General features: G+C 72.9%; 26 protein-coding genes and 1 tRNA gene. 15 read left to right on the top strand and 12 right to left on the bottom strand.

Annotated elements, in window-relative coordinates; all coding sequences use genetic code 11:
* Positions 1–85 precede the first annotated feature (85 nt).
* Together ACFZAU_RS22500 and ACFZAU_RS22495 are read right to left on the bottom strand one after the other, a co-directional pair.
* Complete coding sequence (locus tag ACFZAU_RS22500; protein WP_500553677.1) at positions 86–847, bottom strand: dioxygenase family protein; 762 nt, start codon at positions 845–847, stop codon at positions 86–88.
* A 17-nt stretch (positions 848–864) separates the two neighbouring features.
* Positions 865–1,542 carry a GTP cyclohydrolase II gene (locus ACFZAU_RS22495; RefSeq protein ID WP_500553662.1) on the bottom strand — a complete coding sequence of 226 codons (678 nt, stop codon included), beginning with the start codon at positions 1,540–1,542 and terminating at the stop codon, positions 865–867.
* 99 nt (positions 1,543–1,641) lie between these two features.
* On the opposite strand from ACFZAU_RS22495, the gene ACFZAU_RS22490 reads away from it, so the two are divergent.
* Complete coding sequence (locus tag ACFZAU_RS22490) at positions 1,642–2,145, top strand: MarR family winged helix-turn-helix transcriptional regulator (protein WP_500553661.1); 504 nt, start codon at positions 1,642–1,644, stop codon at positions 2,143–2,145.
* A gap of 10 nt (positions 2,146–2,155) precedes the next feature.
* Here ACFZAU_RS22490 and ACFZAU_RS22485 read toward each other — a convergent pair whose 3' ends face one another.
* Positions 2,156–2,683: a GNAT family N-acetyltransferase gene (locus ACFZAU_RS22485; protein WP_499600065.1), complete on the bottom strand. Its 528-nt coding sequence runs from the start codon at positions 2,681–2,683 to the stop codon at positions 2,156–2,158.
* A 189-nt stretch (positions 2,684–2,872) separates the two neighbouring features.
* Here ACFZAU_RS22485 and ACFZAU_RS22480 point away from each other — a divergent pair, with 189 nt between their 5' ends.
* The gene (locus ACFZAU_RS22480) at positions 2,873–3,859 is read left to right on the top strand and encodes a sigma-70 family RNA polymerase sigma factor (protein WP_499600067.1); all 987 of its coding nucleotides are present in this window, start codon (positions 2,873–2,875) and stop codon (positions 3,857–3,859) included.
* 180 nt (positions 3,860–4,039) lie between these two features.
* Complete coding sequence (locus ACFZAU_RS22475; RefSeq protein WP_500553660.1) at positions 4,040–4,249, top strand: hypothetical protein; 210 nt, start codon at positions 4,040–4,042, stop codon at positions 4,247–4,249.
* A gap of 12 nt (positions 4,250–4,261) precedes the next feature.
* On the opposite strand, the gene mscL is transcribed toward ACFZAU_RS22475, so the two are convergent.
* On the bottom strand, positions 4,262–4,741 hold the full coding sequence (gene mscL / locus ACFZAU_RS22470; RefSeq protein WP_500553659.1) for a large conductance mechanosensitive channel protein MscL: 480 nt from the start codon (positions 4,739–4,741) through the stop codon (positions 4,262–4,264).
* A gap of 192 nt (positions 4,742–4,933) precedes the next feature.
* The gene (locus ACFZAU_RS22465) at positions 4,934–5,338 is read right to left on the bottom strand and encodes a hypothetical protein (RefSeq protein WP_500553658.1); all 405 of its coding nucleotides are present in this window, start codon (positions 5,336–5,338) and stop codon (positions 4,934–4,936) included.
* Positions 5,339–5,742: 404 nt separating this feature from the next.
* Here ACFZAU_RS22465 and ACFZAU_RS22460 point away from each other — a divergent pair, with 404 nt between their 5' ends.
* Entirely contained in the window at positions 5,743–6,426 is a 684-nt protein-coding gene (locus ACFZAU_RS22460) for a helix-turn-helix domain-containing protein (RefSeq protein ID WP_500553657.1), read from the top strand.
* A gap of 106 nt (positions 6,427–6,532) precedes the next feature.
* On the opposite strand, the gene ACFZAU_RS22455 is transcribed toward ACFZAU_RS22460, so the two are convergent.
* The 6 genes from ACFZAU_RS22455 to ACFZAU_RS22430 all read right to left on the bottom strand — a co-directional run bounded on the left by ACFZAU_RS22455 (position 6,533) and on the right by ACFZAU_RS22430 (position 12,116).
* Positions 6,533–7,147 (bottom strand): universal stress protein, encoded by a 615-nt coding sequence (locus tag ACFZAU_RS22455; protein ID WP_500553676.1) that lies wholly within the window; start codon positions 7,145–7,147, stop codon positions 6,533–6,535.
* On the bottom strand, positions 7,072–7,284 hold the full coding sequence (locus ACFZAU_RS22450) for a hypothetical protein (RefSeq protein ID WP_500553675.1): 213 nt from the start codon (positions 7,282–7,284) through the stop codon (positions 7,072–7,074). Before ACFZAU_RS22450 ends, ACFZAU_RS22455 begins: the two co-directional genes overlap by 76 nt.
* A 177-nt stretch (positions 7,285–7,461) precedes the next feature.
* Complete coding sequence (locus tag ACFZAU_RS22445) at positions 7,462–8,475, bottom strand: zinc-dependent alcohol dehydrogenase family protein (RefSeq protein ID WP_500553656.1); 1,014 nt, start codon at positions 8,473–8,475, stop codon at positions 7,462–7,464.
* A 196-nt stretch (positions 8,476–8,671) separates the two neighbouring features.
* Positions 8,672–9,007, bottom strand: coding sequence for an FmdB family zinc ribbon protein (locus ACFZAU_RS22440; RefSeq protein ID WP_500460953.1), 336 nt, complete (start codon positions 9,005–9,007; stop codon positions 8,672–8,674).
* Positions 9,008–9,073: 66 nt separating this feature from the next.
* Complete coding sequence (locus tag ACFZAU_RS22435; RefSeq protein WP_500553655.1) at positions 9,074–10,429, bottom strand: MFS transporter; 1,356 nt, start codon at positions 10,427–10,429, stop codon at positions 9,074–9,076.
* Positions 10,430–10,601: 172 nt separating this feature from the next.
* On the bottom strand, positions 10,602–12,116 hold the full coding sequence (locus tag ACFZAU_RS22430; protein ID WP_500553654.1) for a potassium/proton antiporter: 1,515 nt from the start codon (positions 12,114–12,116) through the stop codon (positions 10,602–10,604).
* 150 nt (positions 12,117–12,266) lie between these two features.
* Between ACFZAU_RS22430 and ACFZAU_RS22425 the strand changes: the two genes are divergently transcribed.
* Positions 12,267–15,104, top strand: coding sequence for a penicillin acylase family protein (locus ACFZAU_RS22425; protein WP_500553653.1), 2,838 nt, complete (start codon positions 12,267–12,269; stop codon positions 15,102–15,104).
* Between the two features lie 97 nt (positions 15,105–15,201).
* On the opposite strand, the gene ACFZAU_RS22420 is transcribed toward ACFZAU_RS22425, so the two are convergent.
* Positions 15,202–15,798 carry a 5-formyltetrahydrofolate cyclo-ligase gene (locus ACFZAU_RS22420; protein ID WP_500553652.1) on the bottom strand — a complete coding sequence of 199 codons (597 nt, stop codon included), beginning with the start codon at positions 15,796–15,798 and terminating at the stop codon, positions 15,202–15,204.
* 80 nt (positions 15,799–15,878) lie between these two features.
* Here ACFZAU_RS22420 and galU point away from each other — a divergent pair, with 80 nt between their 5' ends.
* The 10 genes from galU (at position 15,879) to ACFZAU_RS22370 (ending at position 25,830) form a co-directional block, all read left to right on the top strand.
* Positions 15,879–16,787 (top strand): UTP--glucose-1-phosphate uridylyltransferase GalU, encoded by a 909-nt coding sequence (gene galU / locus ACFZAU_RS22415; RefSeq protein ID WP_499600088.1) that lies wholly within the window; start codon positions 15,879–15,881, stop codon positions 16,785–16,787.
* A complete protein-coding gene (locus ACFZAU_RS22410) occupies positions 16,784–18,133 on the top strand; it encodes a molybdopterin molybdotransferase MoeA (protein ID WP_500553651.1) in 1,350 nt (449 codons plus the stop codon). The genes galU and ACFZAU_RS22410 overlap by 4 nt, the downstream gene beginning before the upstream one ends.
* Positions 18,134–18,189: 56 nt before the next feature.
* Positions 18,190–18,672: a cyclic pyranopterin monophosphate synthase MoaC gene (moaC, locus tag ACFZAU_RS22405; protein WP_499600092.1), complete on the top strand. Its 483-nt coding sequence runs from the start codon at positions 18,190–18,192 to the stop codon at positions 18,670–18,672.
* Entirely contained in the window at positions 18,669–19,157 is a 489-nt protein-coding gene (locus ACFZAU_RS22400) for a MogA/MoaB family molybdenum cofactor biosynthesis protein (RefSeq protein WP_500553650.1), read from the top strand. The genes moaC and ACFZAU_RS22400 overlap by 4 nt, the downstream gene beginning before the upstream one ends.
* Positions 19,154–19,774, top strand: a complete 621-nt coding sequence (locus tag ACFZAU_RS22395; protein WP_499600285.1) for a GNAT family N-acetyltransferase — start codon at positions 19,154–19,156, stop codon at positions 19,772–19,774. The genes ACFZAU_RS22400 and ACFZAU_RS22395 overlap by 4 nt, the downstream gene beginning before the upstream one ends.
* 140 nt (positions 19,775–19,914) lie before the next feature.
* Positions 19,915–20,775, top strand: coding sequence for a divisome protein SepX/GlpR (sepX, locus tag ACFZAU_RS22390; protein WP_500553649.1), 861 nt, complete (start codon positions 19,915–19,917; stop codon positions 20,773–20,775).
* A gap of 61 nt (positions 20,776–20,836) precedes the next feature.
* Positions 20,837–20,910: transfer RNA gene (locus ACFZAU_RS22385), tRNA-Ala, on the top strand.
* 648 nt (positions 20,911–21,558) lie between these two features.
* Positions 21,559–22,185: a PadR family transcriptional regulator gene (locus tag ACFZAU_RS22380; RefSeq protein ID WP_500553648.1), complete on the top strand. Its 627-nt coding sequence runs from the start codon at positions 21,559–21,561 to the stop codon at positions 22,183–22,185.
* 58 nt (positions 22,186–22,243) lie between these two features.
* Positions 22,244–22,981, top strand: a complete 738-nt coding sequence (locus tag ACFZAU_RS22375; RefSeq protein ID WP_499600110.1) for an ABC transporter ATP-binding protein — start codon at positions 22,244–22,246, stop codon at positions 22,979–22,981.
* Complete coding sequence (locus ACFZAU_RS22370; RefSeq protein ID WP_500553647.1) at positions 22,978–25,830, top strand: FtsX-like permease family protein; 2,853 nt, start codon at positions 22,978–22,980, stop codon at positions 25,828–25,830. The genes ACFZAU_RS22375 and ACFZAU_RS22370 overlap by 4 nt, the downstream gene beginning before the upstream one ends.
* The last annotated feature ends 49 nt before the right edge of the window (positions 25,831–25,879 follow it).

Raw genomic sequence — 25,879 nt, 5'->3', positions numbered from 1 at the left:
CTCATGCGAGGAGGCGGGGCCCTTCGCCGTCGCGTTGCGGAGACTACCGGCAACCGGCCGGTTACCGCTGCCGGCTGCGGGGCGGTTACCGGCCGAACTGCACGGACCGCTTGGCCAGGCCCATCCAGAAGCCGTCGATGACGCTGCGCTGGTCCCCGAGGTCGTCCTCGGCCGCGCCCATCGTGACGAAGAGCGGCGCGAAGTGCTCGGTCCGCGGGTGGGCGAGCCGCCCGGCGGGGGACTTGTGCTCGAAGTCCAGCAGGGCGTCCACGTCGTGCGCGTCCAGGGCGCGGTGCCCCCAGTCGTCGAACTCCGCCGACCAGCCCGGCACCCCGCCGGAGTGGCGCAGCGCGGCGAGGTTGTGGGTGAAGAAGCCGCTGCCGACGATCAGCACGCCCTCGTCGCGCAGCGGGGCGAGCCTGCGCCCGATGTCCATGAGCCGCTGCGGGTCGAGGGTGGGCATCGAGACCTGCAGCACGGGGATGCCGGCGTCCGGGTACATCTCCACGAGCGGGACGTAGGCCCCGTGGTCCAGGCCCCGGTCGGGGATGTCCTGGACCGGCGTCCCCGCGGTGCGGAGCAGCTTGCGGACGGACTCGGCCAGCGCGGGCGCGCCCGGGGCGGCGTACTGCACCTCGTAGTAATGGCGGGGGAAGCCCCAGAAGTCGTACACGAGCGGGACCGTGGTGGTGGCGCCGAGCGCGAGCGGGGCCTCCTCCCAGTGCGCGGAGACCATCAGGATCGCCGTGGGGCGCGGGAGCCCGGCGGACCAGGCGGCCAGTTCGCCGGGCCACACCGGGTCGTCGGCGAGCGGCGGGGCGCCGTGCGAGAGGTAGAGGGCGGGCATGCGCATGGGGGGCCTCCTCAGGCCGGGAGGTCGAGGGTGTGGTGGGTGTGCTCGGCCTTGGCGCGCAGGTAGCGCACGTTGTCCTCGGACAGGTGGACCCCGGTGGGCACCCGCTCGGTGATGGTGACGCCGAGCGCGGTCAGCTGGGCGGCCTTGTCGGGGTTGTTGCTGAGCAGGCGGACGGCGTCGACGCCGAGGGCGCCGAGCATCTGGGCGGCGGCGGTGTAGTCGCGTTCGTCGTCGCGCCGGCCGAGGGCGCGGTTGGCGGCGTAGGTGTCCAGTCCCTCGTCCTGCAGGGCGTAGGCGTCGAGCTTGGCGTACAGGCCGATGCCGCGACCCTCCTGGCGCAGGTAGAGCAGGTAGCCGCCGGTCTCGGCGATGCGCTGCACGGCCTCGCGCAACTGGGGGCCGCAGTCGCAGCGGGCGGAGCCGAAGACGTCGCCCGTCAGGCACTCGGAGTGCGGTCGGACCAGCGGGGACGCCGTGCCCTCGTGGGCGCCGAGGCCGAGTGCGAGGTGCTCCTCGCCGTCGACGAGGCCGGTGAAGGTGAAGACGTCGGCGGGGGTCGTCCAGCCGTCGGGGAAGCGCAACGGGATCCGGACCCGTGTGCGGACGGACGCGCGCGGCGGGGCGGGGACCGTGCCCGGGGAATCGGGGGCGGTCGGGGCGGTTGGGGCGTCCGGGGTGGTCGTCATACGGGTCCCTCGCCTGCGTTCCTTGAAGTTTCAAGCTGGCAGGGGGGAAGGTACCCCTGATTGCTTGAAAGTTCAAGGTCGAATTCGTAGAGTGGGGGGATGACCACGAGTGCCCCCGAACCCCGCTGGCTGAGCGAGGAGGAGCAGCGCGCCTGGCGCGCGTACATGGCGTCCACCCAGTTGGTCTCGGACGCGCTCGACCGGCAGCTCCAGCGCGACGCGCGGATGCCGCACGCGTACTACTCGCTGCTGGTGTGGCTCTCCGAGACCCCGGACCGCCGGATGCGCATGACGGAGCTGGCGGAACGCTCGAAGATTACGCGCAGCCGGCTCTCCCACGCCATATCCCGCCTGGAGGAGAACGGCTGGGTCCGCCGCGAGAACTGCCCCTCCGACCGGCGCGGCCAGCTCGCGGTGCTCACCGACGAGGGCTTCGCCGCGCTCGCGGCGGCCGCTCCCGGCCATGTGGAGGCGGTGCGCGGGGCGATCTTCGACCGGCTGTCGGAGGAGCAGGTGCGCCAGCTCGGCGAGATCTGCCGGATCGTCGCCGAGGGGCTCCAGCCGCAGAACGGCGCGGCGGGCGACCTTCCCTGGCTGCGCTGAGCGCGGCGCGTCAGGTCAGGTCCTTCTCGTACCAGGCGACGTCCCAGTAGCGGCCGAACTTCCGGCCGACCTCGCGGTAGACGCCCAGCGGGCGGAAGCCGAAGCGGGTGTGCAGGCGGACGGACGCCTCGTTGGGCTGCGCGATGCCGGCGTACGCGCGGTGCAGGTCCTCACCCCGCAGTGCCTCGAAGAGCGCCGCGTAGAGCAGGGTGCCGACGCCGCGGCCGGCGGCCTCCGGGGCGCAGTACACGGAGGTCTCCACGGAGGTGGAGTACGCGGCCTTCTGGCGGAACGGGCTGCTCGTGGCGTATCCGAGCAGGCCGTTCGAGCCGTCCGGTCCGGGCCCGTGGGCAACCAAAAGGCGGTGCGGTCCGTCTTCCGGGTGGGAGAGCAGCCAAGGGCGGCGCTGTTCCGGTGACAACGGCACCAGGTCGAAGGTGATCGGAGTCTCGCGGACGTAGTGGTTGTAGAGGTCGGTGAGGGCTTGCAGGTCCTCCTCCCCACCCGGCCTGACCTGCACTTCGACGGACTCGGACAATGATCCACCTCCGGCTGTGGCCCGACAGGGTACTGCAAGATCGTAAAAAACGGGGCTGCGCTTGGGAATTGTGTCCGGATTCCAGTCGTTATCTCTTTTCGAGTGGGCAGCCGAAAGGCACGCGTGAAGCTGCTGGAGGGGCAGTTCACTCGATCCGACACCCGACCGAACCTTCGCAAGGGAGCACGCATGGCAACCCGTGCCGTCGCCCGCAGCACCGCAGGCGGGAACAGCAGCGCTCGCGCAGGCCACGGCGAGATGGCCGACCGTGACCTCGTCGGCATGTACCTCGACGAGATCGCGCGCACGCCGCTGCTCGACGCCGCGCAGGAAGTCGAGCTTTCCAGGGCGATCGAGGCCGGCGTCTACGCCGAGCAGCTCCTCGCGGACGAGGAGCTGGGTCAGGGAGCGGACGCAGGCCGAGAGGAACTGGAGGCGATAGCCGCCGCGGGTGCGCGGGCCAAGGACGTCTTCATCCGGTCCAACCTGCGCCTGGTCGTCGCCGTCGCGCGACGCTATCCGCGCAGCGGCCTGCCCCTGCTCGACCTGATCCAGGAGGGCAACGCAGGCCTGGTACGCGCCGTCGAGAAGTTCGACTACACCAAGGGCTTCAAGTTCTCCACGTACGCGACGTGGTGGATCCGTCAGGCGATCACCCGGTCCATCGCGGACCAGTCGCGCACCATCCGGCTCCCCGTCCACCTGGTGGAGGAGCTGGGGCGGGTGCGCCGGGTGCAGCGCGAGTTCAACCGTGAGCACGGGCGCGACCCGGAGCCCGCGGAGATCGCGGCAGAGCTCGGCTCCACCCCGGAGCGGATCTCCGACGTGCTGGACTGGGCGCGCGACCCCGTGAGCCTGAACATGTCGGTGGACGACGAGGGCGAGACCCAGTTCGGCGATCTCGTGGAGGACACCTCGGCGGCCTCGCCGGAGGACTCCGTACTCGTCATGCTGCGGCGTGAGGAACTGGAGGACCTGATCGACCGGCTCGACGACCGGACGGCGTCCATCATCCGGGCGCGGTACGGGATCGTGGACGGCCGCGAGCGCACGCTGACCGAGGTCGGCAAGCAGCACGGGCTGACGCGTGAGCGGATCCGGCAGATCGAGAAGCACGCGCTGGCGGACCTCAAGCGCATGGCGCGCGCGACGGGGCTGTCCATCGAGGCGGCCTGACCCAGGCGGGCGCCGCTGCCGGCGCCCGTGCCACCACCCACAGACTCGAGCCCCGGCGCCACCCCCCTGTGCCGGGGCTCGACCCCTTCCCGGGACGGCCCGGTCGCGCGTCGCCCGCGTGCGTGCGGCCGGGTCCCTGCGCCGCCGGGCGCCGAGCACAGCCCCCGTACCCTGGACGGCATGAGGAGCACCCCCGACCCCGCCACCGGGCCCGCCGAGGCCCCCGCCCCGCGAGTGCCCCGTGACCCCGCGGCGGCGCTGGTCTTCGACGATCCGCTGGACCGGCAGTCGTCCGACGACACCGACACCGGCTGGAGCGAACGCCCCGGCCAGGGCGGTGCGGGAGATCTCGCGCGCTTCCTCGACGAGAAGCCCCCGCACCACATCTGAGGCGGACGGCCGTTACTGGTGCGTCCGGTTGGTGCCACCGTGGCCGTAGGGCGAGGGGATACCGGGAGCGGCGCCGTAACCCTGCTGCTGGCGGGCGAGCAGGTCGCGTATCTCGGTCAGCAGCTCCAGCTCCGTCGGGGCGGCTACGGCCTCCTCCTTGCCCGTCTTGCGCCGCTCGTTGAGCTTGTTCATCGGAAGGATCAGCAGGAAGTACACGACCGCGGCCGTGATGAGGAACGTCAGCGCCGCGCCGGCGACGGCGCCCCACAGGAGACCGACACCCTGCTTGAGTTCGCCGTTCACGGCGACGCAGGGGTCCTCAATGCAGAAGATGTAGCCGTCGAGGTTCTTGGTGCCGATGGCACCGATCACCGGATTGATCAGGCCCTTCACGAACGCGTCGACGATCTTGCTGAACGCGGCGCCGACGACGACCGCCACAGCGAGCTCGACGACGTTGCCACGCAGCAGGAAGGCTTTGAAGCCCTTCAAGGGACGATTTCCTTTCGAAGAACGACCGTGCAGTTCGGCCCGGGGACCCGTGGGGCCGGTGGTGTCCGCGGGCGCCCGCCGACGCGGGGGCCGGCGGTGACGGAGGTGGGTGAGCGGTTCGGCCTCCGAGGGTAAGGGGTGTGCGTTACGGCCCTGCCGCCGGTTGCCTTTCTCGTGCCGCACGGCTAGCGGCTAGCGAAGTGCCACCGCCAGGGGTGAGGAGGCGGCGGCGCCGGACAGAGCGGCCGCCGTCGCGCGCGGCACCGACAGCACGATCAGCGCCCCGTCCCCGCTCCCGCCCCCCTCCGCGCCGGTCGCCGGCAGACCCTGGGAACCGGTGGCGGGGGAGGGGACCGCCACCACGGGCGCACCGCGCGCCACCACGCGCGCCGCGGCGAGGACGTCCACCCGGTCACCGGGCCGCACCAGCCCGGCCGCCGCCGCGTCCGCGATGCGCACCGGCGCCCGCACCATGTCCCGCGTGGCGCCGGCAGGGGGAGCCGCGTCCTCCCGCCCCGGCGGGCGTGGCTGCGGCTCCGTCCGGGGTGCCGCGGCGGCGAGCGCGGCGGCGGCCATCGCCAGCCCGGCGGCCGTCATCCTCCGTCGCCGGCGGAGCGCACGGCGCACCCGGTGCCGCCCGCCGCCCGCCCTGATCGGTGCGAACAGCGGGACCGCGCACGGCGCGGGCGCCCCCGTCCCCGCACCTGCCGGCGGCACCGGAGTGCCGCCGTCCGTCCACAGCGTGGCTCCACAGTTTTCCACCATCTCGACCGACCCCCGTCGTCAATTCCTCGTCCACCGGCGCATCCGGCCTGGTAGGACCACCATGCCGCATCCCGCCGCGGTGCCTCGGCGGCCTGTGGATAACCGAGGGGTTGTGGATAACTCGGTCGCCCGTTCGAGCGGATGGGCCGGACGGGTCTGGCGGTGCGGCGCCCGCGGTGGTGTGCTTGCTCATAACGAAACGAAGCGTCCGAGCCCGAGAGTGGGAGGTGGTCGACGTGCCCGATCAGTCATTGCGCGACGGCCCGTCCGAGAGGTCGAGAGCCCATCCGGGGGATGTCAGCCGCCGCGTCGCGCAGCGGCGGGAACAGCTGGGGCTCAGCCGTGAGGAAGTGGCCGCCAAGGCCGGAATGACGCCCAGCTACGTGCGCTACGTGGAGGAGCAGTGCCACCACACCATCGGCACCAACGCCCTGCTCCGGCTCGCAGGCGCGTTGAGGACCACCGCGAGTCATCTGCTGGGGGGTGACGCCGAGCACGTGCCCGGCGAGGCGGAGCCCGCCGGTCCGCCGGTGATGGGGGAGATGCCCTCGGAGGAGTGCTGGACCCGGCTGTCCGGCCAGGACGTCGGCCGGATCGCGCTCACCACCGGGGGTGGCCACCCCGCGGTCGTCCCGGTGAACTACGCGGTCGTCGGCGGTGCCATCGTCTACCGCACGGCCGCGGACGCGCCTCCGTCCCTGGCCGAAGGAATCGAGGTCGCCTTCGAGGTCGACCAGCTCGACGCCTGTCTCAGCGCGGGATGGAGCGTGCTGGTCCTCGGGGTCGCCGAGCGCGTCGTCGATCCCGAGGACGCCCGCGCACTGGAGACCCACCCCGGCCCGTGGTCCGCGGGTGAGGACGATCTGTGGATACGCATCGTGCCGACGCACGTCACCGGCAGCCTCATACGCACCGTCTAGCACAGGAGCTGCTGGAGCCGTCGCGGGTTCAGCCTGCGGTCGCTCGGGGGCGTTTGATCGGGCGCGGTCGGCGCGGTCGGCGCGGTCGGCGTGGCAGTCGCGGGCGTCAGCCGTGGAAGACCGCCACGGGGCAGTGCGCGTGGTGGAGCACGGCGTGGGTGACATGGGCCAGCCGACCGCCGGCGTGTTGCTTTCGCCGGGCACTCGCGACGAGCAGATCGGCGTGGGCGGAGGCGTCCACCAGGGCGCCGCTCGCGGAGGAGGCCTTGACCAGGTCCACGGTCACGGTGAGGTCCGGGTACTCCTCGCGGATCGTGGCGGCGACGTGCTGTTCGGCCGCTGCCTCCCGGTCGCCGACCGACGTGGCGTCGTCCAGCCCCGGCACCATCTCGCCCACCGCGCCGAGCAGGCTCCATGCGGTCAGCAGGCGCAGGGTGGCCTTCCGCAGCCGTGCCTCGTCGGCGGCGAAGCGCACGGTGGCCAGGTCGGTCTCGCCCCGGAGCCCGACCAGGACGACACCCGTCGACGGCTGCTCGCTGCCCCGCACGACGACCACGGGCCCATGTGCATGGGCCGCCACCCGCAGCCCGACCGAACCCAGCAACAGCGCGTGGAAGCCACCGCCTCCACGGCAGCCGACGACGGTCAGGCCCCCGGACCCGGACTGGTCCAGCAAGGTGTCCGTGGGCTTGCCCCTGTCGAGTGCGGTGGAGACCGCCAGGTCCGGGTAGCGGGCGGTGGCGGAGGCCGCCGCCTCGTCCAGCAGCGCGCGGCCGCCGTCGAACGGGACTCGAGACCGGCCGCGTGCAGGATGTGCAGCGGCCGATCGCGCAGCACGGCCTCACCGGCGGCCCACATCACCGCGGCGGTGGCGCGGGGTGAGCCGTCCGTGCCGACCACGACCGGTCCGTGGCTGGTGTCCATGGCGGGTGACTCCTTGTCGGTGTCGCTGTCGGTGTCGCTGTCGAACGGCCGGCGCTGCGCCCCGGCGCCGGCTCCACCCGGTCGGCCCCTGCCCCGCCCCGCCCCCACCTCTCAGTCCGGGACCAGCACCGCCGCACCGTTGACGCGGTCGGCGGCCAGGTCGGAGAGCGCTCGGTCCGCGTGGTCCAGGGGGTAGGGGGTGGCGGTCACCCGGATCCCGATCCTGGCGGCCAGGTCCAGGAACTCCTGTCCGTCCTGTCGTGTGTTGGAGGTGACGCTGCGCAGAGTGCGCTCCTGGAACAGATGGCGCTGGTAGTTCAGTGCCGGGACGTCGGTGAGGTGGATGCCGGCGATCGCGAGGGTCCCGCCCCGGTCAAGGGCCTCCAGGGCCGGCGGCACCAGGTCGCCGACCGGCGCGAAGAGGATGGCCGAGTCCAAGGGCTCCGGTGGCCGTTCCGCCGCCGCTCCCGCGGAGGCGGCACCGAGTTCCAGCGCGAGTTCCCGCGCCTGTCCGGAGCGGGTCAGCACGTGCACGGTGGCCCCCTCGGCCAGCGCGACCTGGGCGGCGATGTGCGCGGAGGCCCCGAAGCCGTAGATGCCCAGCCGACCGCCGGCCGGCAGGTCGCTGCGGCGCAGGGCGCGGTAGCCGATGATGCCCGCGCACAGCAGGGGCGCCAGGTGCACGGCGTCGCGGCCGTCGGTGTCCTCGGGCAGGGCGTAGGCGTAGTCCTCGGGCACGGAGGTGAAGTCCGCGAAGCCGCCGTCGGCGTCCCAGCCGGTGTAGAGCGAGTACGGGCAGAGGTTCTCGCGGCCGGTCAGGCAGTAGGCGCAGGTGCCGCACGTGCCGCGGAGCCAGGCGACGCCCACCCGGTCGCCCTCGGCGAAGCGGCTGACGAGTTCACCGGTGCCGATCACCCGCCCGACCACCTCGTGCCCGGGAACGGTCTCGCGGCGGCGCGGCGGCAGGTCCCCCTCCGCCAGGTGCAGGTCGGTACGGCACACGCCGCACGCCTCCACGCGCAGCAGCAGTTCGCCCGGTCCCGGCACCGGCTTGGGGCGCCCGACGCGTACCAGTGGCTCCGTGATCATGGGCCCGGGCCGGTCGACGACCCAACCACTCAGCATGTCTCCAGTCTGCGACCGGAGCCCTCGGCGCTGCAGCACGAAACCGGCCGTGGGCACGAAGCCGGCAGCGCGCACGGAGCAGCCCGGCGCGCACGGAGCAGCCCATGCGGGCACGGAGCAGCCCGTGCGGGCACGCCGAAGGCCCCCGTCGCCCGCGACGGGGGCCTTCACCAGGCGAGGGTGCCGGTGGCTCCGCTCAGGCGGCCGAGGTGCTCGCCGAGCTGGAGGAACCGCTGGAGGAGCCGCTGCCGGCGCCGGCGGAACCGCTGCTCTTGGAGTCCGAAGAGGACTTCGACTCCGAGGACTTCGACTCCGAGCCGCCGCTCTTGGCGGCCGGCGTGCTGCTGGACGATGAGCCGCGGCTGTCCGTCCGGTAGAAGCCGGATCCCTTGAAGACGACGCCCACCGCGGAGAAGACCTTGCGGAGTCGGCCGTTGCACGCCGGGCACTCGGTCAGCGCGTCATCGGTGAACTTCTGCACCGCCTCGAGGCCCTCGCCGCAGGCGGTGCACTGGTACTGGTACGTCGGCACTTGCTCCTCCTGGCACTCTGACTCAGTGAGTGCTAACGACGGTCAATAGTGCAGTATTCCGCGGCGTCAGTCCACCGTGACCGGCTCTCGGTGACCGATGCCACTGCCGTGGCCGGTCCCGTCGCCGCGTGCCGCCACCACTTCGGAGGGCCTCGGGACGAGCCGTTCGCGCAGTGCCAGCAACGTGACGAGCGCCAGCCCGGTGCCCACGAGCGGCACGGTGAACCCGGCGCTCGCCCCCAGCCCGTCGGCCAGCCGCCCGGCGGCCGTGGCGGCCGCCGCCTGGCCCAGCGCGACCGCGCCGGTCAGCCAGGTGAACGCCTCCGTGCGGATCCCCGCGGGCACCAGCGACTCGACCAGGGTGTAACCGGTGATCAGCGCCGGGGCGATGGTGAGCCCGACCAGGAGCCCGAGCCCGCCCAGCAGCGGCACGGCGTGCGCCGCCCACAGCATCGAGGTGGCCAGGGTCAGTGCCGTGTAGCCGGCGACCATGCGCTTCTTGGGCCCGGACTTCCAGGCGACGGCGCCGCAGGCGATGCCCGCGAGCATGTTGCCGGCCGCGAAGGTCCCGTAGAGCAGGCCGTTGATGCCGGGCCGGCCGATCTCCTCCGTGAAGGCCGTCATGGAGACCTGCATGCCGCCGAAGACGGCGCCGATCCCGAGGAAGGCCACGGCCAGCACGCGCACGCCCGGCACGCTCAGCGCCGAGGCCTCGCGCTTCCGGGCCCCCGCGACGGCCCGGGACGGAGCGGGCGCGCTCCGCCGCTGCACGGCGAAGAGCAGGCCGCCGGCCAGCGTCAGCACGGCCTCGGACAGCAGCCCGGCCGCCGGGTGCACCCCGGTGGCCAGCGCCGTGGCCAGGACGGGCCCGATGACGAAGGTGAACTCGTCGGTGACCGACTCGAAGGCCGCCGCCGTCTGCAGCAGCGGCGATCCGGCCGGCAGCGCGGCCGCCCAGCGGGCCCGCACCATGGGCCCGACCTGCGGCACCGAGGCGCCGGTCGGCACCGCCACCGCCAGCAGCGCCCACAGCGGGGCGTGCGCCAGCGCGAGCACGGCGAGCAGGGTCCCGGCCGCCGAGTGGACGAGCACCCCCGGCAGCAGCACGGCGCCCTGCCCGAAACGGTCGGACAGCTTGCCGCTCTGCGGGGCGAACAGCGCCATGGAGACGCCGGTGACGGCCGAGACGGCGCCGGCGGTGCCGTAGGAGCCGGTGGTGTGCTGCACCAGCAGCACGATGCCGATGGTCAGCATCGCGAAGGGCTGGCGCGCGGCGAAGCCGGGCAGCAGGAACGCCCACGCGCCCGGTGTGCGCAGCAACTGCCCGTACCCGGGGCGCGCCGCGGTGCGGGAATGACCGGAGGAGCCCGAAGGACGGGACGAGTGGGACGAGTGGGACGTACGAGTGACCGTGGATCCCACGGCCGGGCCTTTCCGCCGCCTGGTAGCGCACCCTGGACGCCTGGTCGCGTTCCTGTGCGCCGAGAGCTGTCCTCTCGCGCATGACCGAGGTAGATACCGGGTCTGTCCGGCCGCCGGGCGGTCGCGCCAGCTCTGCATCAGACAGAGTTGGTGGTGACTGTCGACAGCCATGTTAACGGCCGGCCCCACCGCCCGATTCCAGCCATCCGGCCAGCTTGCCGCCGCGTCCCACCGCCCGCAGCCGTGCCTCCGCCTTGTCCCGTACCGGGTCGGTGGCGACGACGAGGAGTTCGTCACCGTGCCGCAGCACGGTCGTCGGCAACGGGACGAAGCTCCTGTCCTCGCGGACGACCAGGGTGACCGCGGCGCCCGGCGGCAGCCGCAGTTCGCTGACCTCCACGCCGTGCATGCGCGAGCGCGGCGGGATCCGCACCGACAGCAGGTGCCCGCGCAGCCGCTCCAGGGGCGCCGACTCGATCCCCAGGTCCTCCGCGGCCCCCGGGTCCCCGAGGCGCAGCCTGCGGGCGATCCAGGGCAGCGTCGGCCCCTGCACGAGGGTGTAGACGATCACCAGGACGAAGACGATGTTGAAGATGCGCTCGCTCTGCCGGACGCCCGCCACCATCGGGATCGTGGCCAGGACGATGGGCACCGCCCCGCGCAGCCCGGCCCAGGACAGCAGCACCTGGTCGCGGAAGGGCGTGCGGAACGGCAGCAGGCTCGCCGTCACCGACAGCGGTCGCGCCACCATCGTCAGGACCAGGCCGACCACGAGCGCCGGCACGATGTCGTCGCCGAGTTCGTGCGGGGTGACCAGCAGGCCCAGCAGCACGAACAGGCCGATCTGCGCCAGCCAGGCCAGCCCCTCCGCGAAGCCCCGGGTGGCGGGGCGGTGCGGGAGTTTGGCGTTGCCGAGCAGGACGGAGGCGACGTACACGGCGAGGAAGCCCGAGCCGTGCGCGAGCGCGCCGCCCGCGTAGGCGAGGACGGCGATGGCCAGTACCGCGATCGGGTAGAGGCCCGAGGCGGGCAGCGCGACGCGGCGCATGGCGAAAGCGCCGAGCATGCCGACGGCCAGGCCGACCGCGGCGCCGATGGCCAGCTCCAGGGCGATCTCGCCCAGCAGCACGCCCCAGTTGTGCACCGGCCAGTGCTCGGAGAAGGCGACGACCAGGATGACGACCGGGGCGTCGTTGAACCCGGACTCCGCCTCGAGCACGCCGGTCACCCGGCTCGGCAGCGGCACCCTGCGCAGCACCGAGAACACGGCCGCCGCGTCGGTGGACGAGACGACCGCGCCGATGAGGAGCGCCTGCCGCCAGTCCAACCCGACGAGGTAGTGCCCCGCCGCGGCCGTGATGCCGACGCTGACCGCGATGCCGAGGGTCGCGAGGACCGCCGCCGCCGGGACGGCCGGTTTGATCTCCCGCCACTGGGTGCCGAGACCGCCTTCGGCGAGAATCACCACAAGTGCGGCATATCCCAACACTTGGGTCAATTCGGCATTGTCGAAGGCGACTCCGAGCCCGTCCTGTCCTATGGCGACCCCAATGCCCAGGTAGAGGAGCAGGCTGGGGAGGCCGCTGCGCGAGGAGAGGCGCACGGCGACCACCGCTATGAGCAGCACGAGGGCGCACACCAGCAGGAGTTCATTGAGGCGGTCGACAGTCAGGAGCGGTCCTTCCAACGAAGTTCATTGCCTTACCTAACATTTTACCTGTGCTTGGGGTTGTGGCGATCTCCATCCACAGGTCAGGACACCGCGTGGGGAGCTACGGGCCGGTACGCCTAAGGTGGCCCCTAGCAATCGGTCCACCCTGCCTTTCGAAGGACATCGATGCCCGCCAAGAAGAAGTCCCGCCGCACGCGCCTCATCGTGATCGGGGTCGTGCTCGTGCTCGTGGCGGGCATCGTCTACGGGTCGTACTGGAGCGTCGCCACCGTCCGCGCCTCCCTCCCGCAGACCACCGGAACCCTGCAGCTCAAGGGCCTGACCGGAGCCGTCCAAGTGAAGCGCGACGGCAACGGCATCCCGCAGATCTACGCCGACACCGCCGAGGACCTGTTCCGCGCCCAGGGCTACGTCCAGGCCCAGGACCGCTTCTACGAGATGGACGTGCGCCGGCACCTGACCGCCGGCCGGCTGTCGGAGATGTTCGGCAGCGGCCAGGTCGAGACGGACGCGTTCCTGCGCACGCTCGGCTGGCGCCGGGTCGCGCAGCAGGAGTACGACACCAAGCTGTCGGACGCCACGAAGACGTACCTCCAGGCCTACTCGGACGGGGTCAACGCCTACTTGGACGGCCATTCCGGCGCCGACCTGTCCGTCGAGTACGCGGCGCTGAAGTTCAGCAACGACTACGTGCCGGAGAAGTGGACCCCGGTCGACTCCGTCGCCTGGCTCAAGGCGATGGCATGGGACCTGCGCGGCAACATGCAGGACGAGATCGACCGCTCGCTGCTGTCGAGCCGGCTGAGCCCCAAGCAGATCGAACAGCTCTACCCCGCCTACCCGTACGACCGGAACACCCCGATCGTCGAGGGCGGCAAGGTCGACGACGTCTCCGGGGAGTACGTTCCGCCGGGATCCGCCACGGAAGCGGGCGGGACCCCCGGATCGGGCACCGGAACCGGCACGGGCACCGGCACGGGCACAGGAACCGGGACGGGCACAGGTACGGGCACGGGAACCGGCACCAACGCCGCCGACACCTCCGACGCGACGCAGAACGTCCAGTCCCAGCTGGCCTCGCTCTCCGACACCCTCGACCAGATCCCCGCGCTGCTCGGCCCGAACGGCAACGGCATCGGATCCAATTCCTGGGTGGTCTCCGGCGCGCACACCACCACCGGCAAGCCGCTGCTGGCCAACGACCCGCACCTGGCCCCGCAGATGCCCTCGCTCTGGTACCAGATGGGCCTGCACTGCACCAGCGTCGGCAAGGCCTGCCCCTTCGACGTGGCCGGCTACACCTTCTCCGGCATGCCCGGCGTGATAATCGGGCACAACCAGTCGATCGCCTGGGGCATGACCAACCTCGGTGCCGACGTCACCGACCTCTACCTGGAGAAGGTCACCGCCGACACGTACCTCTACGACGGCAAGCAGCAGCCGTTCAAGACCCGCAAGGAGACCATCAAGGTCGCCGGCGGCGGCGACCGCACGATCACCGTGCGCAGCACGGAGGACGGCCGCCCGGTCATCTCCGACCGCAGCGCCGAGCTGCGCAGCGTCGGCGACCGCGCCCCGGTGCCGAACTCCGCGCCCGACCGCGGCGAGGGCTACGCGGTCTCCCTGCGCTGGACCGCGCTCGACCCGTCCAACACCATGGACGCGGTCTTCGAGCTGGACGCGGCGACCGGCTGGGAGCAGTTCCGGGCCGCCGCCCGCGACTTCGCCGTCCCGTCCCAGAACCTGATCTACGCCGACGACAAGGGCGACCGGGGCCACATCGGCTACCAGGCCCCCGGCCGGATCCCGGTCCGCGCCAGCGGCTACGACGGCACCTACCCCGCCCCCGGCTGGGACCCGCGCTACCGGTGGAAGGAGTGGATCCCCTTCTCGGCGATGCCGTACGAGGCGGACCCGGAACGCGGCTACATCGTCACCGCCAACCAGGCCGTGGTCGACCAGGGCGAGTACCCCTACCTGCTCACGCAGGACTGGGGCTACGGCACCCGCAGCCAGCGGATCAACGACCTGATCCAGTCCAAGATCAAGGACGGCGGCCTGATCTCCATGGACGACATGCAGAAGATGCAGGGCGACAACAGCAGCGAGATCGCCAAGCTCCTGGTGCCGTACCTGCTGAAGATCGACATAAAGGACGACAAGGACGACTACGTCCGCAACGCCCAGAAGCTGCTGGAGGGCTGGGACTACAACCAGGACTCCGACTCCGCGCCCGCGGCCTACTTCAACGCCGTCTGGCGCAACATCCTCAAGCTGGCCTTCGGCAACAAGCTGCCCAAGGAACTGCGCCCCGAGGGCCAGTGCCTGACCGTCCCGGCCGCGGACCGCTCCGGCCCGGTCGACGACCTCGACGGCAAGTCCAAGCTGGTGCGCGAGTGCGGCCGGCGCGCCGCGGACCAGGCGCAGCCGGACGGCGGCGACCGCTGGTTCGAGGTCGTGCGCACGATCCTGAAGGACGAGGACAACCCGTGGTGGACGGACTCCCCCTCGGCCTTCTACGACAAGGACAGCGGCAAGACCCGCACCACCCGCGACGAACTGTTCGCCCGGGCCATGAAGGACGCCCGCTACGAGCTGACCGCGAAGCTCGGCAAGAACATCGACACCTGGAGCTGGGGCCGCCTCCACACGCTGGAGCTGCGCAACCAGACCCTGGGCACCGGTGGTCCGGCCTTCGTCCGCTGGCTGCTCAACCGCGGCCCGTGGCAGCTCGGCGGCGGCGAGGCGGCGGTGAACGCGACCGGCTGGAACGCGGCCGGCGGCTACGAGGTGGTCTGGGTGCCGTCGATGCGGATGGTGGTCTCGCTCGACGACTTCGACAAGTCCCGGTGGATCAACCTGACGGGGGCCTCGGGCCACGCCTACAGCTCCCACTACACGGACCAGACGACCAAGTGGGCCAAGGGCGAGATGCTGCCGTGGGTCTTCACCGAGCAGCGCGTCGCCGGGGCCACGGAGGACAGCCTCACGCTGACGCCGTAGCCGGCGCGGCCGGAGCATGACGGCAGGGGGGCGGGCCGCCGGGCCCGCCCCCCTGCCGTCTCTGGCCCGCCGCCTGCCGGTCCGCACGCCGCCGCTCTCAGCCGTCGCCGAAACGCCGTACGCCCCCGGGGGTGACCGCCGCGTCGACCGGCCGGTCGTGCGGCTCGTCGGGCACCCGGTCCAGCACCTCGTGCGGGTACAGCAGCACCACCAGCGCCGGCGTCGCCCCCGCCGCGTCCAGCCGGGCCAGGACCCGGTCGTACGAGCCCCCGCCGCGGCCCAGCCGCAGGCCCCGGCCGTCGACGGCCAGCCCGGGGAGCAGGACCGCGTCCGCCGCGGTGACCGCGTCCGGGCCGAGGCGGGGGCCGGTGGGCTCGTACAGGCCGCGGGAGGCGGGCTGCAGGGCGCCGGGACCCTCGTAGGCGGCCCAGTCCAGGTCGTTGTCGGGGAGCAGGACGGGCAGCAGCACCCGCACCCCGCGCTCGCGCAGCACGTCCAGCAGCGCGCGGGTGCCCGGCTCGGCGCCCATCGACACGTACGCGGCCACCGTCCGGGCCCGTGACAACTCGGACAGGCCCACGGCGTGTTGCGCGATCGCCCGTTCGGCCGCCGCCCGGTCACCCGGCGTCAACCCGCGCCTCACCTGGAGGAGGCGTTCTCGCAATTCCCTCTTGCTAACGTCGTCGTCACTCATTTGACGTGCAACCGCCGCCTATCGTCATCAAGCAACCGGAACTTCATCTTCACCTCATATACAGCGGTTATCGTTGCCCCATGACTCACGCGCGTACCCGGATCAGCAAGGCTGTCATCCCTGCCGCCGGCCTTGGCACCCGTTTCCTGCCCGCCACGAAGGCGACGCCCAAGGAAATGCTGCCGGTGGTCGACAAGCCCGCCATCCAGTACGTCGTCGAGGAGGCCGTCGCAGCGAACCTCTCCGACGTCCTCATGATCACCGGCCGGAACAAGCGGCCGCTCGAGGACCACTTCGACCGCAACTACGAGCTCGAGTCGGCGCTGACGGCCAAGGGCGACGAGGCCCGCCTGGCGCGGGTCCAGGAGTCGAGCGACCTCGCCACCATGCACTACGTCCGCCAGGGCGACCCGCGCGGCCTCGGCCACGCCGTGCTCTGCGCCGAGCCGCACGTCGGCGACCAGCCCTTCGCGGTGCTGCTGGGCGACGACCTGATCGACCCCCGCGACCCGCTGCTCGGCCGCATGATCGAGGTGCAGGAGCAGTACGGCGGCAGCGTCGTCGCGCTCATGGAGGTCGACCCGAGCCAGATCCACCTCTACGGCTGCGCCGCCATAGCGCCCACCGGTGACGACGACGTCGTGCGCGTGACCGACCTCGTCGAGAAGCCCGCGCCGGGCGAGGCCCCCTCCGCGTACGCGGTCATCGGGCGCTACGTGCTGGACCCCTCGGTCTTCGCCGTGCTCAGCAAGACCCGGCCCGGCCGCGGCGGCGAGATCCAGCTGACCGACGCTCTGCGCGAACTGGCCCAGGAGGACGGCCCGGACGGGCCCGTGCACGGTGTCATCTTCACCGGCCGGCGCTACGACACCGGAGACCGCGGCGACTACCTGCGTGCGATTGTCCGACTGGCATGCGAACGTGATGACCTGGGGCCGGACTTCCGGTCCTGGCTGCGCACGTATGTCAACGAGGAGATGCAAGATTGAGCAGCGGCACGGCCGACCGCGTCTGGTCCGTCTCGGAGCACCTCGACAACATCCTCCGGCAACTGAAGCCGCTGGAACCCATCGAGCTGCAACTCCTCGACGCCCAGGGGTGCGTCCTCGTCGAGGACGTCATGGTGCCGGTCGCGCTGCCGCCCTTCGAGAACAGCTCGATGGACGGCTACGCGGTCCGCACCACCGACACCCAGGGCGCCGACGCGTCACATCCGGCCGTGCTCACCGTCATCGGTGACGTCGCGGCCGGCAGTGGCGAATTGCCCACCGTGGGCCCCGGGCAGACCGCCCGGATCATGACCGGTGCCCCGCTGCCGCCCGGCGCCGAGGCCGTCGTGCCGGTCGAGTGGACCGACGGCGGCACCGGCGGCGCCCCCGTCGTGGGCATGCCGGCGGCGAGCCGGAGCCCCGACGCCGTGGGCGGCGAGGTCCGCGTCTACCGGCCCGTGGGGCGTGGCGACCACGTCCGCGCCCGGGGCAGCGACGTCGCGGCGGGCGAGCTGGCGCTGAGCGCCGGCACGGTGCTGGGCCCGCCGCAGATCGCCCTGCTCGCGGCCGTGGGCCGGGCGACGGTACGGGTGCGGCCCCGGCCGCGGGTGGTCGTGGTCTCCACCGGCAGCGAGCTGGTCCCGCCCGGCGAGGTGCTGGGCCCGGGCCGCATCCACGACTCCAACAGCTTCATGCTCACCGCCGCCGCCCGCGAGGCCGGCGCCCAGGCGTACCGGGTGGGCGCCGTCGCGGACGACGCCGAGACCTTCCGGGCCACCGTCGAGGACCAGCTGATCCGGGCGGACCTCGTCGTCACCAGCGGCGGCGTCAGCGTCGGCGCGTACGACGTGGTGAAGGAGGCGCTCGGCGAGGAGATCGAGTTCCGCAAGCTGGCGATGCAGCCCGGCAAGCCGCAGGGCTTCGGCTTCATCGACGTCGGGGCCCGCGCCGAGGACGAGGCCGACGGCGAGGCCGCGGGCGCGGAGGCCGCGCCGCCGGAGCCCGAGCGCACCCCGCTGCTCGCCCTGCCCGGCAACCCGGTCAGCGCCTACGTCTCCTTCGAGATGTTTGTGTGGCCCGCCATCCGCACCCTCATGGGGGTGGAACCGGTGTTCCGGCCGACCGTGCGCGCCGTGTGCGACGGCGAGCTGACCTCCTCGCCCAAGGGCAGGCGGCAGTTCCTGCGCGGCCGCCACGACCCCTCCTCCGGTCGGGTCACCCCCGTGGGCGGCGCCGGATCGCACCTGGTCAAGGCGCTCGCCCACGCGAACGCGCTGATCGTGGTGCCGGAGGACACGACGGAGGTCGCGACGGGCTCGGAGGTCGACGTCGTGCTGCTCGACTGAGCGGGTACCGTTACTGCCCACGCGAGCACGCGGCGAGCAGTGGGAGTGCCGGACCGATGACAGAACAGCAGCATCTGACGCACATCGACGACGCGGGGGCGGCCCGCATGGTCGACGTCTCGGAGAAGGACGTCACCGCCCGCACCGCCCGTGCCACCGGCCGGGTCCTGGTGTCGCCGCGCGTCATCGAGCTGCTGCGGGGCGAGGGCGTGCCCAAGGGCGACGCCCTCGCCACCGCGCGCATCGCCGGGATCATGGGCGCCAAGCGCACCCCCGACCTCATCCCGCTCTGCCACCCGCTGGCGGTCTCCGGGGTGAAGGTCGACCTCGCCGTCGGCGACTCCTCCGTGGACATCACGGCCACCGTGAGGACCACCGACCGCACGGGCGTCGAGATGGAGGCCCTCACGGCGGTGAGCGTCGCCGCGCTCACGGTCGTCGACATGGTCAAGGCCGTCGACAAGGCCGCGGTCATCACGGACGTACGGGTCGAGGAGAAGACCGGCGGCAAGTCCGGGGACTGGAGCCGCACCCGATGAGGGCGCTCGCGATCACCGCCTCCAACCGCGCGGCCGCCGGGGTCTACGAGGACCGGGGCGGCCCGCTGGTCGTCGCCGGGCTGCGCGAGATGGGCTTCACCGTCGACGGCCCGCGCGTTGTCCCGGACGGCGAGCCCGTCGGCAGCGCGCTGCGGGAGGCCGTGGCGGAGGGCTACGACGTGGTGGTCACCACCGGCGGCACCGGCATCTCGCCCACCGACCGCACCCCTGAGGTCACCCGGGCCGTCCTCGACTACGAGGTCCCCGGGGTCGCCGAGGCGGTGCGCGCCGCGGGCCGCGAGAAGGTGCCCACGGCCGCGCTGTCACGTGGCGTCTGCGGTGTCGCCGGGCGCACCCTGGTGGTGAACCTCCCCGGGTCGACCGGCGGCGTCAAGGACGGCCTTGCCGTGCTGGCCCTGATCCTCGTCCATGCCGTCGAGCAGATCCATGGCGGCGACCACCCTACGTCTGGGAGACCGAGCTGAACGGGTCCTGGCCGGCCGAGCTGGCGGACGGGGACGTCCTCCTCCGCCCGATAAGGATGCGCGACCAGCGGGCCTGGCGCGAGGTGAACCGGCGCAACCGCGAGTGGCTGCGTCCGTGGGAGGCCACCGTGCCCCCGGCGCCGCCCGGTCACCTCACCCAGCGGCCCACCTACCGGCAGATGGTCCGGCACCTGCGCCACGAGGCCGCGGCGGGCCGCATGATGCCGTTCGTCATCGAGTACCAGGGCCGGCTCGCCGGCCAGCTCACCGTCGCCGGGATCACCTGGGGCTCCATGTGCAGCGCCCACGTCGGCTACTGGGTCGACGAGGCCGTCGCCGGGCGCGGGGTCATGCCCACCGCGGTCGCGCTCTCCGTGGACCACTGCTTCCGCGCGGTGGGACTGCACCGCGTCGAGGTCTGCATCCGGCCCGAGAACATGCCGAGCCGGCGGGTGGTGGAGAAACTCGGCTTCCGCGAGGAAGGGCTGCGGCCCCGCTATCTCCATATCGACGGAGCCTGGCGTGACCACCTGGTCTTCGCGTTGACGGCGGAGGAGGTGCCGGAGGGAATGCTCCACCGCTGGCACCAGGCCCGACCTGGCACGGCTCACAAATAAAAAGTCTGTTCGAAAATGACCGCCGATCCGACTCCGACTTGAACGCAATCAGAAAAAAATTTCGGAGTATCAGCCAGATCGTGCGACACACCGCGCCAAATTGCGTATGCCCCCGTGTGAACCCCCCTACCGTGTGATGCGTGAGCAGCAGCGGCCTCATCTACGCAGTCATCGTCGGGGCCTGGGCTGCCTACTTGGTGCCGATGTGGCTCCGTAGGCAGGACGAGCTCAACGAAGCGCGCCCGACGGAACGCTTCAGCACCGCCATCCGGCTCCTGTCCGGACGTGCGGCCCTGGAGCGCAGGTACGCCAAGACGGCGGACCCGGAATCGGAGGCCGAGGCGGAGCCCGCGGTCGACGTCCGGGCCCTCGCCGTACCCGCGACGGAAGTGAAGCCGAAGGCCCGGCAGAGCGCGAACGTGGGGAAGCAGGGGAAGCCGGGGAAGCAGGGTGGCCCGGTGAACCCCGGGAAGGCGAAGAAGCCCAATCCGCGGGCCCAGGTCCTCGCCGCCCGCCGGCGCACCATCACGATGCTCTTCCTGGCCTTCACCGCGGGCATGATCGTCGCCGCCGTCGGCGGCGTGGCGTTCCTCTGGGCCCCGGCCGCCCCCGCCGTGCTGCTCACGTTCTACATCGCGTACCTGCGCGCCCAGGAACGGCGCCGCTTCGAGGTCAAGCTGGACCAGCGCCGCGCGGCCGACGCCGCCAAGCGCCTGCGCGAGGCCCGTACGACCCGTGAGCCCGCCCCGGACGTGCCCGAGCCCACACCGCCCGCCGAGGAGCCCGCCACGGCCGACCGGCGCGCCCTCGTGGAGCAGACCGACCACGCCGAGTGGGTCGACCAGCAGCGCGTCCCCACCGAGGACACCTGGGAAGTCCCGGCCCCCCGGCCCACCTTCTCCACCGCCCCGGTCACCCCGCGCCGCTCCCGCGACCGCTCCCGCACCCCGCTGTTCGACCAGCACGCCGACCGCGACCGCCCCCGCGCCGCCAACGAGTGACCTCCCGGCGCCGGGGGCGCGGAGCACCCCCGCCGGGATGCTAGAGTTTTCCTCGTTGCAAGGGCCTGTGGCGCAGTCCGGTAGCGCACCTCGTTCGCATCGAGGGGGTCAGGGGTTCGAATCCCCTCAGGTCCACAACAGCTCGAAGCCCCTGTCGGAGAGATCCGGCGGGGGTTTTGTCGTGCATGCAGCAGCGAAGCCTTCCCGCGTTGGGCCCAACGCTTCGTCGCGTCGGAAGCTCAGAACTAGGCAGTACACAGGTCGGGTGGGGCCCGACCGCGGGCGGAGCGGGCCGCTTCGAGGATTTCCTCTGGCGTGGTTCACAGCGGTCCGCGTGCACCGCTGTAGCAGACGCGTCCTCGATGCCTGTGGTTCGTCAGAGATCCGTTGCGCCGTCCGTGAAGCCGACCGCTTGAGGCGGGTTCGCGGCGCAGTCAACCTCCGGTAGGGGCGACCCTCCACCTCCGCGGTAATTCTCCAGGGGGCATGCGAGGGTCTGCGGCGAGCAATGCTCGTGGCCGGCTGCGATCTGCCGCTCCCAGAGCCCCGTGCACGTCTCCGCCGGTGACGGTGAGGACTCAGGGGAGCGAGGGGGGCGTCCATGGTGCCGCAGCCGGCCTGCAGACCCTCCCCGGTGGTGCGTTCCCGTGAGCAGGCGGAAGAGCTGCTGGACCGGGCCGGGTTGTAGGGGGCGTGCAACGCACCGCCGGGGGTGTGGAAGCCCAAGTCGGGTGCCGGGGTGGTTGATTGGGTCGGTCGGCATACTTGGTATATATACTCGGTATGTCGATCCGCCACGGGCTGCTCGCCCTGCTTGAACACGGCCCCCGCTACGGGTCCCGGCTGCGCTCCGAGTTCGAGAGCCGTACCGGTGCGACCTGGTCCCTCAACGTCGGGCAGGTCTACACGACCCTGAACCGGCTGGAGCGCGACGGGCTGGTCGTGCAGGACGGGGAGGACGACTCAGGGCACGCGCTCTACCGCATCACCGAGGAAGGGCGGTCGGAGCTCGGCTCCTGGTTCCGCAGCCCCGTCGACCGCAGCAACCCGCCGCGCGACGAACTGGCGATCAAGCTCGCCATGGCGGTGAGCGCGCCGGGGGTCGACGTGCGGGACGTCATTCAGCTGCAGCGGCTCCACACCCTGCGGGCGATGCAGGACTACACCCGGCTCAAGGCCGCGGCCCCGGAGCCGGCGTCGGACCGGCCGGAGGACGTGGCCTGGGTGCTCGTCCTGGAGCAGCTCATCTTCCAGACCGAGGCCGAGGTGCGCTGGCTCGACCACTGCGAGGCGCGGCTGGTCAGGGTGGCGGCCGCCGCCGCGGCCCGGCGGGCGGAGGTGGACACCCGGCCGGAGCCCGCGGACGGCGGCGCGCCCCGGGGCGGCCGCCGCCGCGCGTCGCGTTCCTAGCGCCGCCCCCGAAGCCCCCACCCCGTACGCCTGCGTGCGCCTTCCGAAGAGGACCGCCTTGTCCCCACTCACCACCGAACCCGTCCTGCGCATACGCGAGCTGACGCGGACGCACGGCAGCGGCGCCACCGAGGTGCACGCGCTGCGGGGCGTCGACCTGGACGTCCACGCGGGCGAACTCGTCGCCGTCATGGGGCCGTCCGGCTCCGGCAAGTCCACGCTGCTGGCGATCGCGGGGGGCCTGGACACCCCGACGTCGGGCAGTGTGACCGTCGAGGGCACCGAACTGGCCACCGCCGGACGCAAGGAGCTCGCGGCGCTGCGCCGGCGCCGGGTCGGTTACGTCTTCCAGGACTACAACCTCATCCCCGCGCTGACGGCCGCCGAGAACATCGCCCTCCCCCGTGAACTGGACGGCGTCCCGGTGCGCCGGGCACGCAAGGAGGCCGTCGAGGCGCTGGGCGACGTCGGGCTGGAGCACCTGGCGGACCGCTTCCCCGACGAGATGTCCGGGGGCCAGCAGCAGCGCGTCGCCATCGCCAGGGCCCTCGTCGGGGAGCGCCGGCTGCTGCTCGCCGACGAGCCGACGGGCGCGCTCGACTCGGAGACCGGCGAGTCCGTGCTCGCCCTGCTGCGCAGGAGGTGCGAGGCCGGAGCGGCGGGTGTGCTGGTGACACACGAACCGCGGCTCGCCGCCTGGGCGGACCGGATGGTCTTCCTGCGGGACGGCGCCGTCGTCGACGAGACCAGCCGGACGCCCGCGGAGTCGCTGCTCAGCGGGACGGCAGGCCGGTGACCGCCCGCTTCCACGCCTGGCGGGCCGCCCTGCGGATCGCCGGCCGGGACGCCCGGCGGGCCCCGGGCCGCACCCTGCTCGTCGTCGGCATGCTCGCCCTGCCCGTGCTGGGGGCGTCGGCGGCCGACGTCACGCTGCGCAGCGCACAACTCTCCCCGGAGCAGCAGCTGGAGCGCACCCTCGGACGGGCGGACGCCGAGGTCCGCTACCCCGGTTTCGGCCCCATCCTCCAGGACCCCGACGCCTCCGCGCTCTACGTGGACCACACCCCCGTCGAGGGGCAGCCGGACGACGCGGCAGACGGTCCGCCGACCCCGGCGACCGCCAGGGCCGTCCTCGCGCAGGCGATGCCGCCGCACGCCCGGACGCTCGAACGCCTCGCCGGCACCGCCGAGGTCCGTACCCGCCACGGCGCTCTCGACGTCGACGTGCTCGAACTCGAGACCGCCGACCCGATGACCCGCGGCATCACCACGCTGAAGCAGGGCCGCCACCCGGTCCGCCGCGACGAAGTGGCGGTGACGACGCACTTCCTGGCGGTGAGCGGCCTGCGGGTGGGGTCACGGCTCACCGTGCGGGACCTCAGCCCTTCCTACCGCATCGTCGGCGCCTACGAGCGCCCCGGGGACCTGACCGCGGACGAGGTCAACGCGCTGCCCGGCGCACTGCTGGCGCCCTACGGACGGATGCTCGCCGGCGCCCACAGGACGCCGTCCGAGCCGGCCGCCGAGACGTTCCTGGTGTCGCTGCCGGGCGGGTTCGGCTGGCCCAGGGTGGTGGAGGCGAACACCCACGGCGTGGCGGTGGTCTCGCGCGAGGTGACGCTGCACCCGCCGGCCCGATCCGACGTGCCGCAGTACCGGGAGCACCCGGAGCGGCTCCTGGCCGCGCCGGTCTCCGCACGGGCCACGGCGGCGGTGACCGTCGTCGTCCTGGCGCTCGCGGAGGTCTGCCTGCTCGCGGGGCCCGCGTTCGCCGTCGGGGCCCAGCGCTCGCGCCGGCAGTTCGGCCTCATCGGCGCGGGCGGCGGCGAGGGCCGGGACATCAGGGCGGTGGTCCTCGCCGGAGGCCTGATCGCCGGCGTGGTCGCGGCCGCGGTGGGAACCGCCCTCGGCATCGGCCTGGCCGCGGCCCTGCGTCCGCTGTTCGAGGCGCGCGGCGGGGCGCGGTACGGAGGCTTCGACCCGCACCCGGCCGACCTCCTCGGCATCGCGCTGCTCGCCGTGCTCGCCGGACTCGCGGCCGCGGCCCTGCCCGCCGTCACGGCGGCCCGGCAGCCGGTCCTGGCCGCGCTCACCGGGCGCAAGGGGGTGCGGCGCTCGGGGCGGCGACTGAGCCTCGTGGGCCTCGCCGCGTTCCTGCTGGGGACCGCGATCGCGCTGTACGGGGCGATGCGGACCGACTGGAAGGTCGTCGTCGCGGCCGGCAGCGTCATCGCGGAGGCCGGTGTCGTCGCGATGACGCCGGCGTTCATGGGGATCGCCGGCCGCCTCGGGCGCCGGTGGGGCCTCTCGCCCCGCCTGGCGCTGCGGGACGCCGCGCGTAACCGCGCCCGTACCGCCCCCGCCGTGGCGGCCGTGCTCGCCGCCGTCGCCGGCACCGTGACCGTCGCGGCGTACACCGCCAGCACGGCCGCCCAGGAACGCGCCGGGTACGAGGCCCTGCTGCCCGACGGGGCGGTGACGGTGATGGTGGACGAGGACCGCGGACGCGACGTCCCGGCCGCCAGGAGAGCCGTCGCCCGGAACCTGCCCGTGGGCGTCGAGGCGGACGTGGACCAACTGTTCACCGGCCGCGCCGGCTGCGACCAGGACGGCATGTGCGGTTACGTGGAGGTCGTGCGGCCACCGGCCAAGCGGTGCCCGCTGTACGACACGGGACCGGCGAACCCGCTGTCCGCGATGCCGCGCGCGGAGCTCAGGGCGCTGGCCCACGACTCGCGCTGCACGAACGGCAGCACCGGCGACACGACTCCCAGCGGTGTCCTGGTCGGCGACGCGAGACTGCTGGCGGTGCTCGGCGTCGACGACCCCGGGGCGGTGGCGGCCCTGGCCGACGGGCGGGCCGTCTCCCTCGACCGCCGCAACGTGGACGCCCGGGGCCGGGTCGCCGTGCGGCTGGTCACCGACGACCTGCGGGCGAGCGCCGCCGAGGCACAGGGGAAGGAGCCGCCGGGCAGGGTCGCCCGGTTCCCCGTCCACCAGGTTCCCGGCAGCCCGCCCAACCACGGTGTGGAACTGGTCGTGCCCCCGGCGGCGGTCAGGGCGGCGCACATCGGGACGGTGCCGTTCGGCGCCTACTTCACCACCACGCACCCGCCGACCGACGCGCAGCGGCAGAAGACGCAGCAGGCCCTCGGCGACACCGGGGCCGACGTCCGCTTCCACCTGGAGGAGGGGCCCGAGGACCCGGCCGGTGTCGTGCCGCTGGCGCTGGCCGTCTTCGCGGCGGTGGTCACGCTCGGCGCCGCCGGGACCGCGACGGGCCTGGCACGCTCCGACGCCGAGGCCGACCTTGCCACGCTCGCCGCGATCGGGGCGCCGCCCAGGACCCGCCGGCTGCTCACCGCGTTCCAGTGCGCCGTGGTGGCCGCGGCGGGCGTGGTGCTGGGTGCGGTCACCGGGATCATCCCCGCCATCGGGCTGCGGCTGGTCGACCGGCGCATCGTCGAGGCCTTCAACGAGCGGCAGCTCGACGAGGGCAGCGCGAGCCGGATCATCGAGCACGTGCCGATCGTGGTGCCCTGGGGGCTGCTGGCCGTCCTGCTGATCGCGGTGCCGCTGGGCGCCGCCTGCCTGGCGGCGCTGGCCACCTCGTCGAGGCCCACGACCACGCGCCGGGCGGTGTAGCCCCGGCAGCGCGAAATGGGCTGGGTTTCCCACCGGGGCGCGGGGGAGC

The sequence above is a fragment of the Streptomyces sp. NPDC008238 genome (assembly GCF_042956445.1).
Taxonomy (GTDB): Bacteria; Actinomycetota; Actinomycetes; order Streptomycetales; family Streptomycetaceae; genus Actinacidiphila.
Note: the sequence above shows the minus strand (reverse complement) of the source record. Positions and strands in the feature narration are given on the sequence as shown.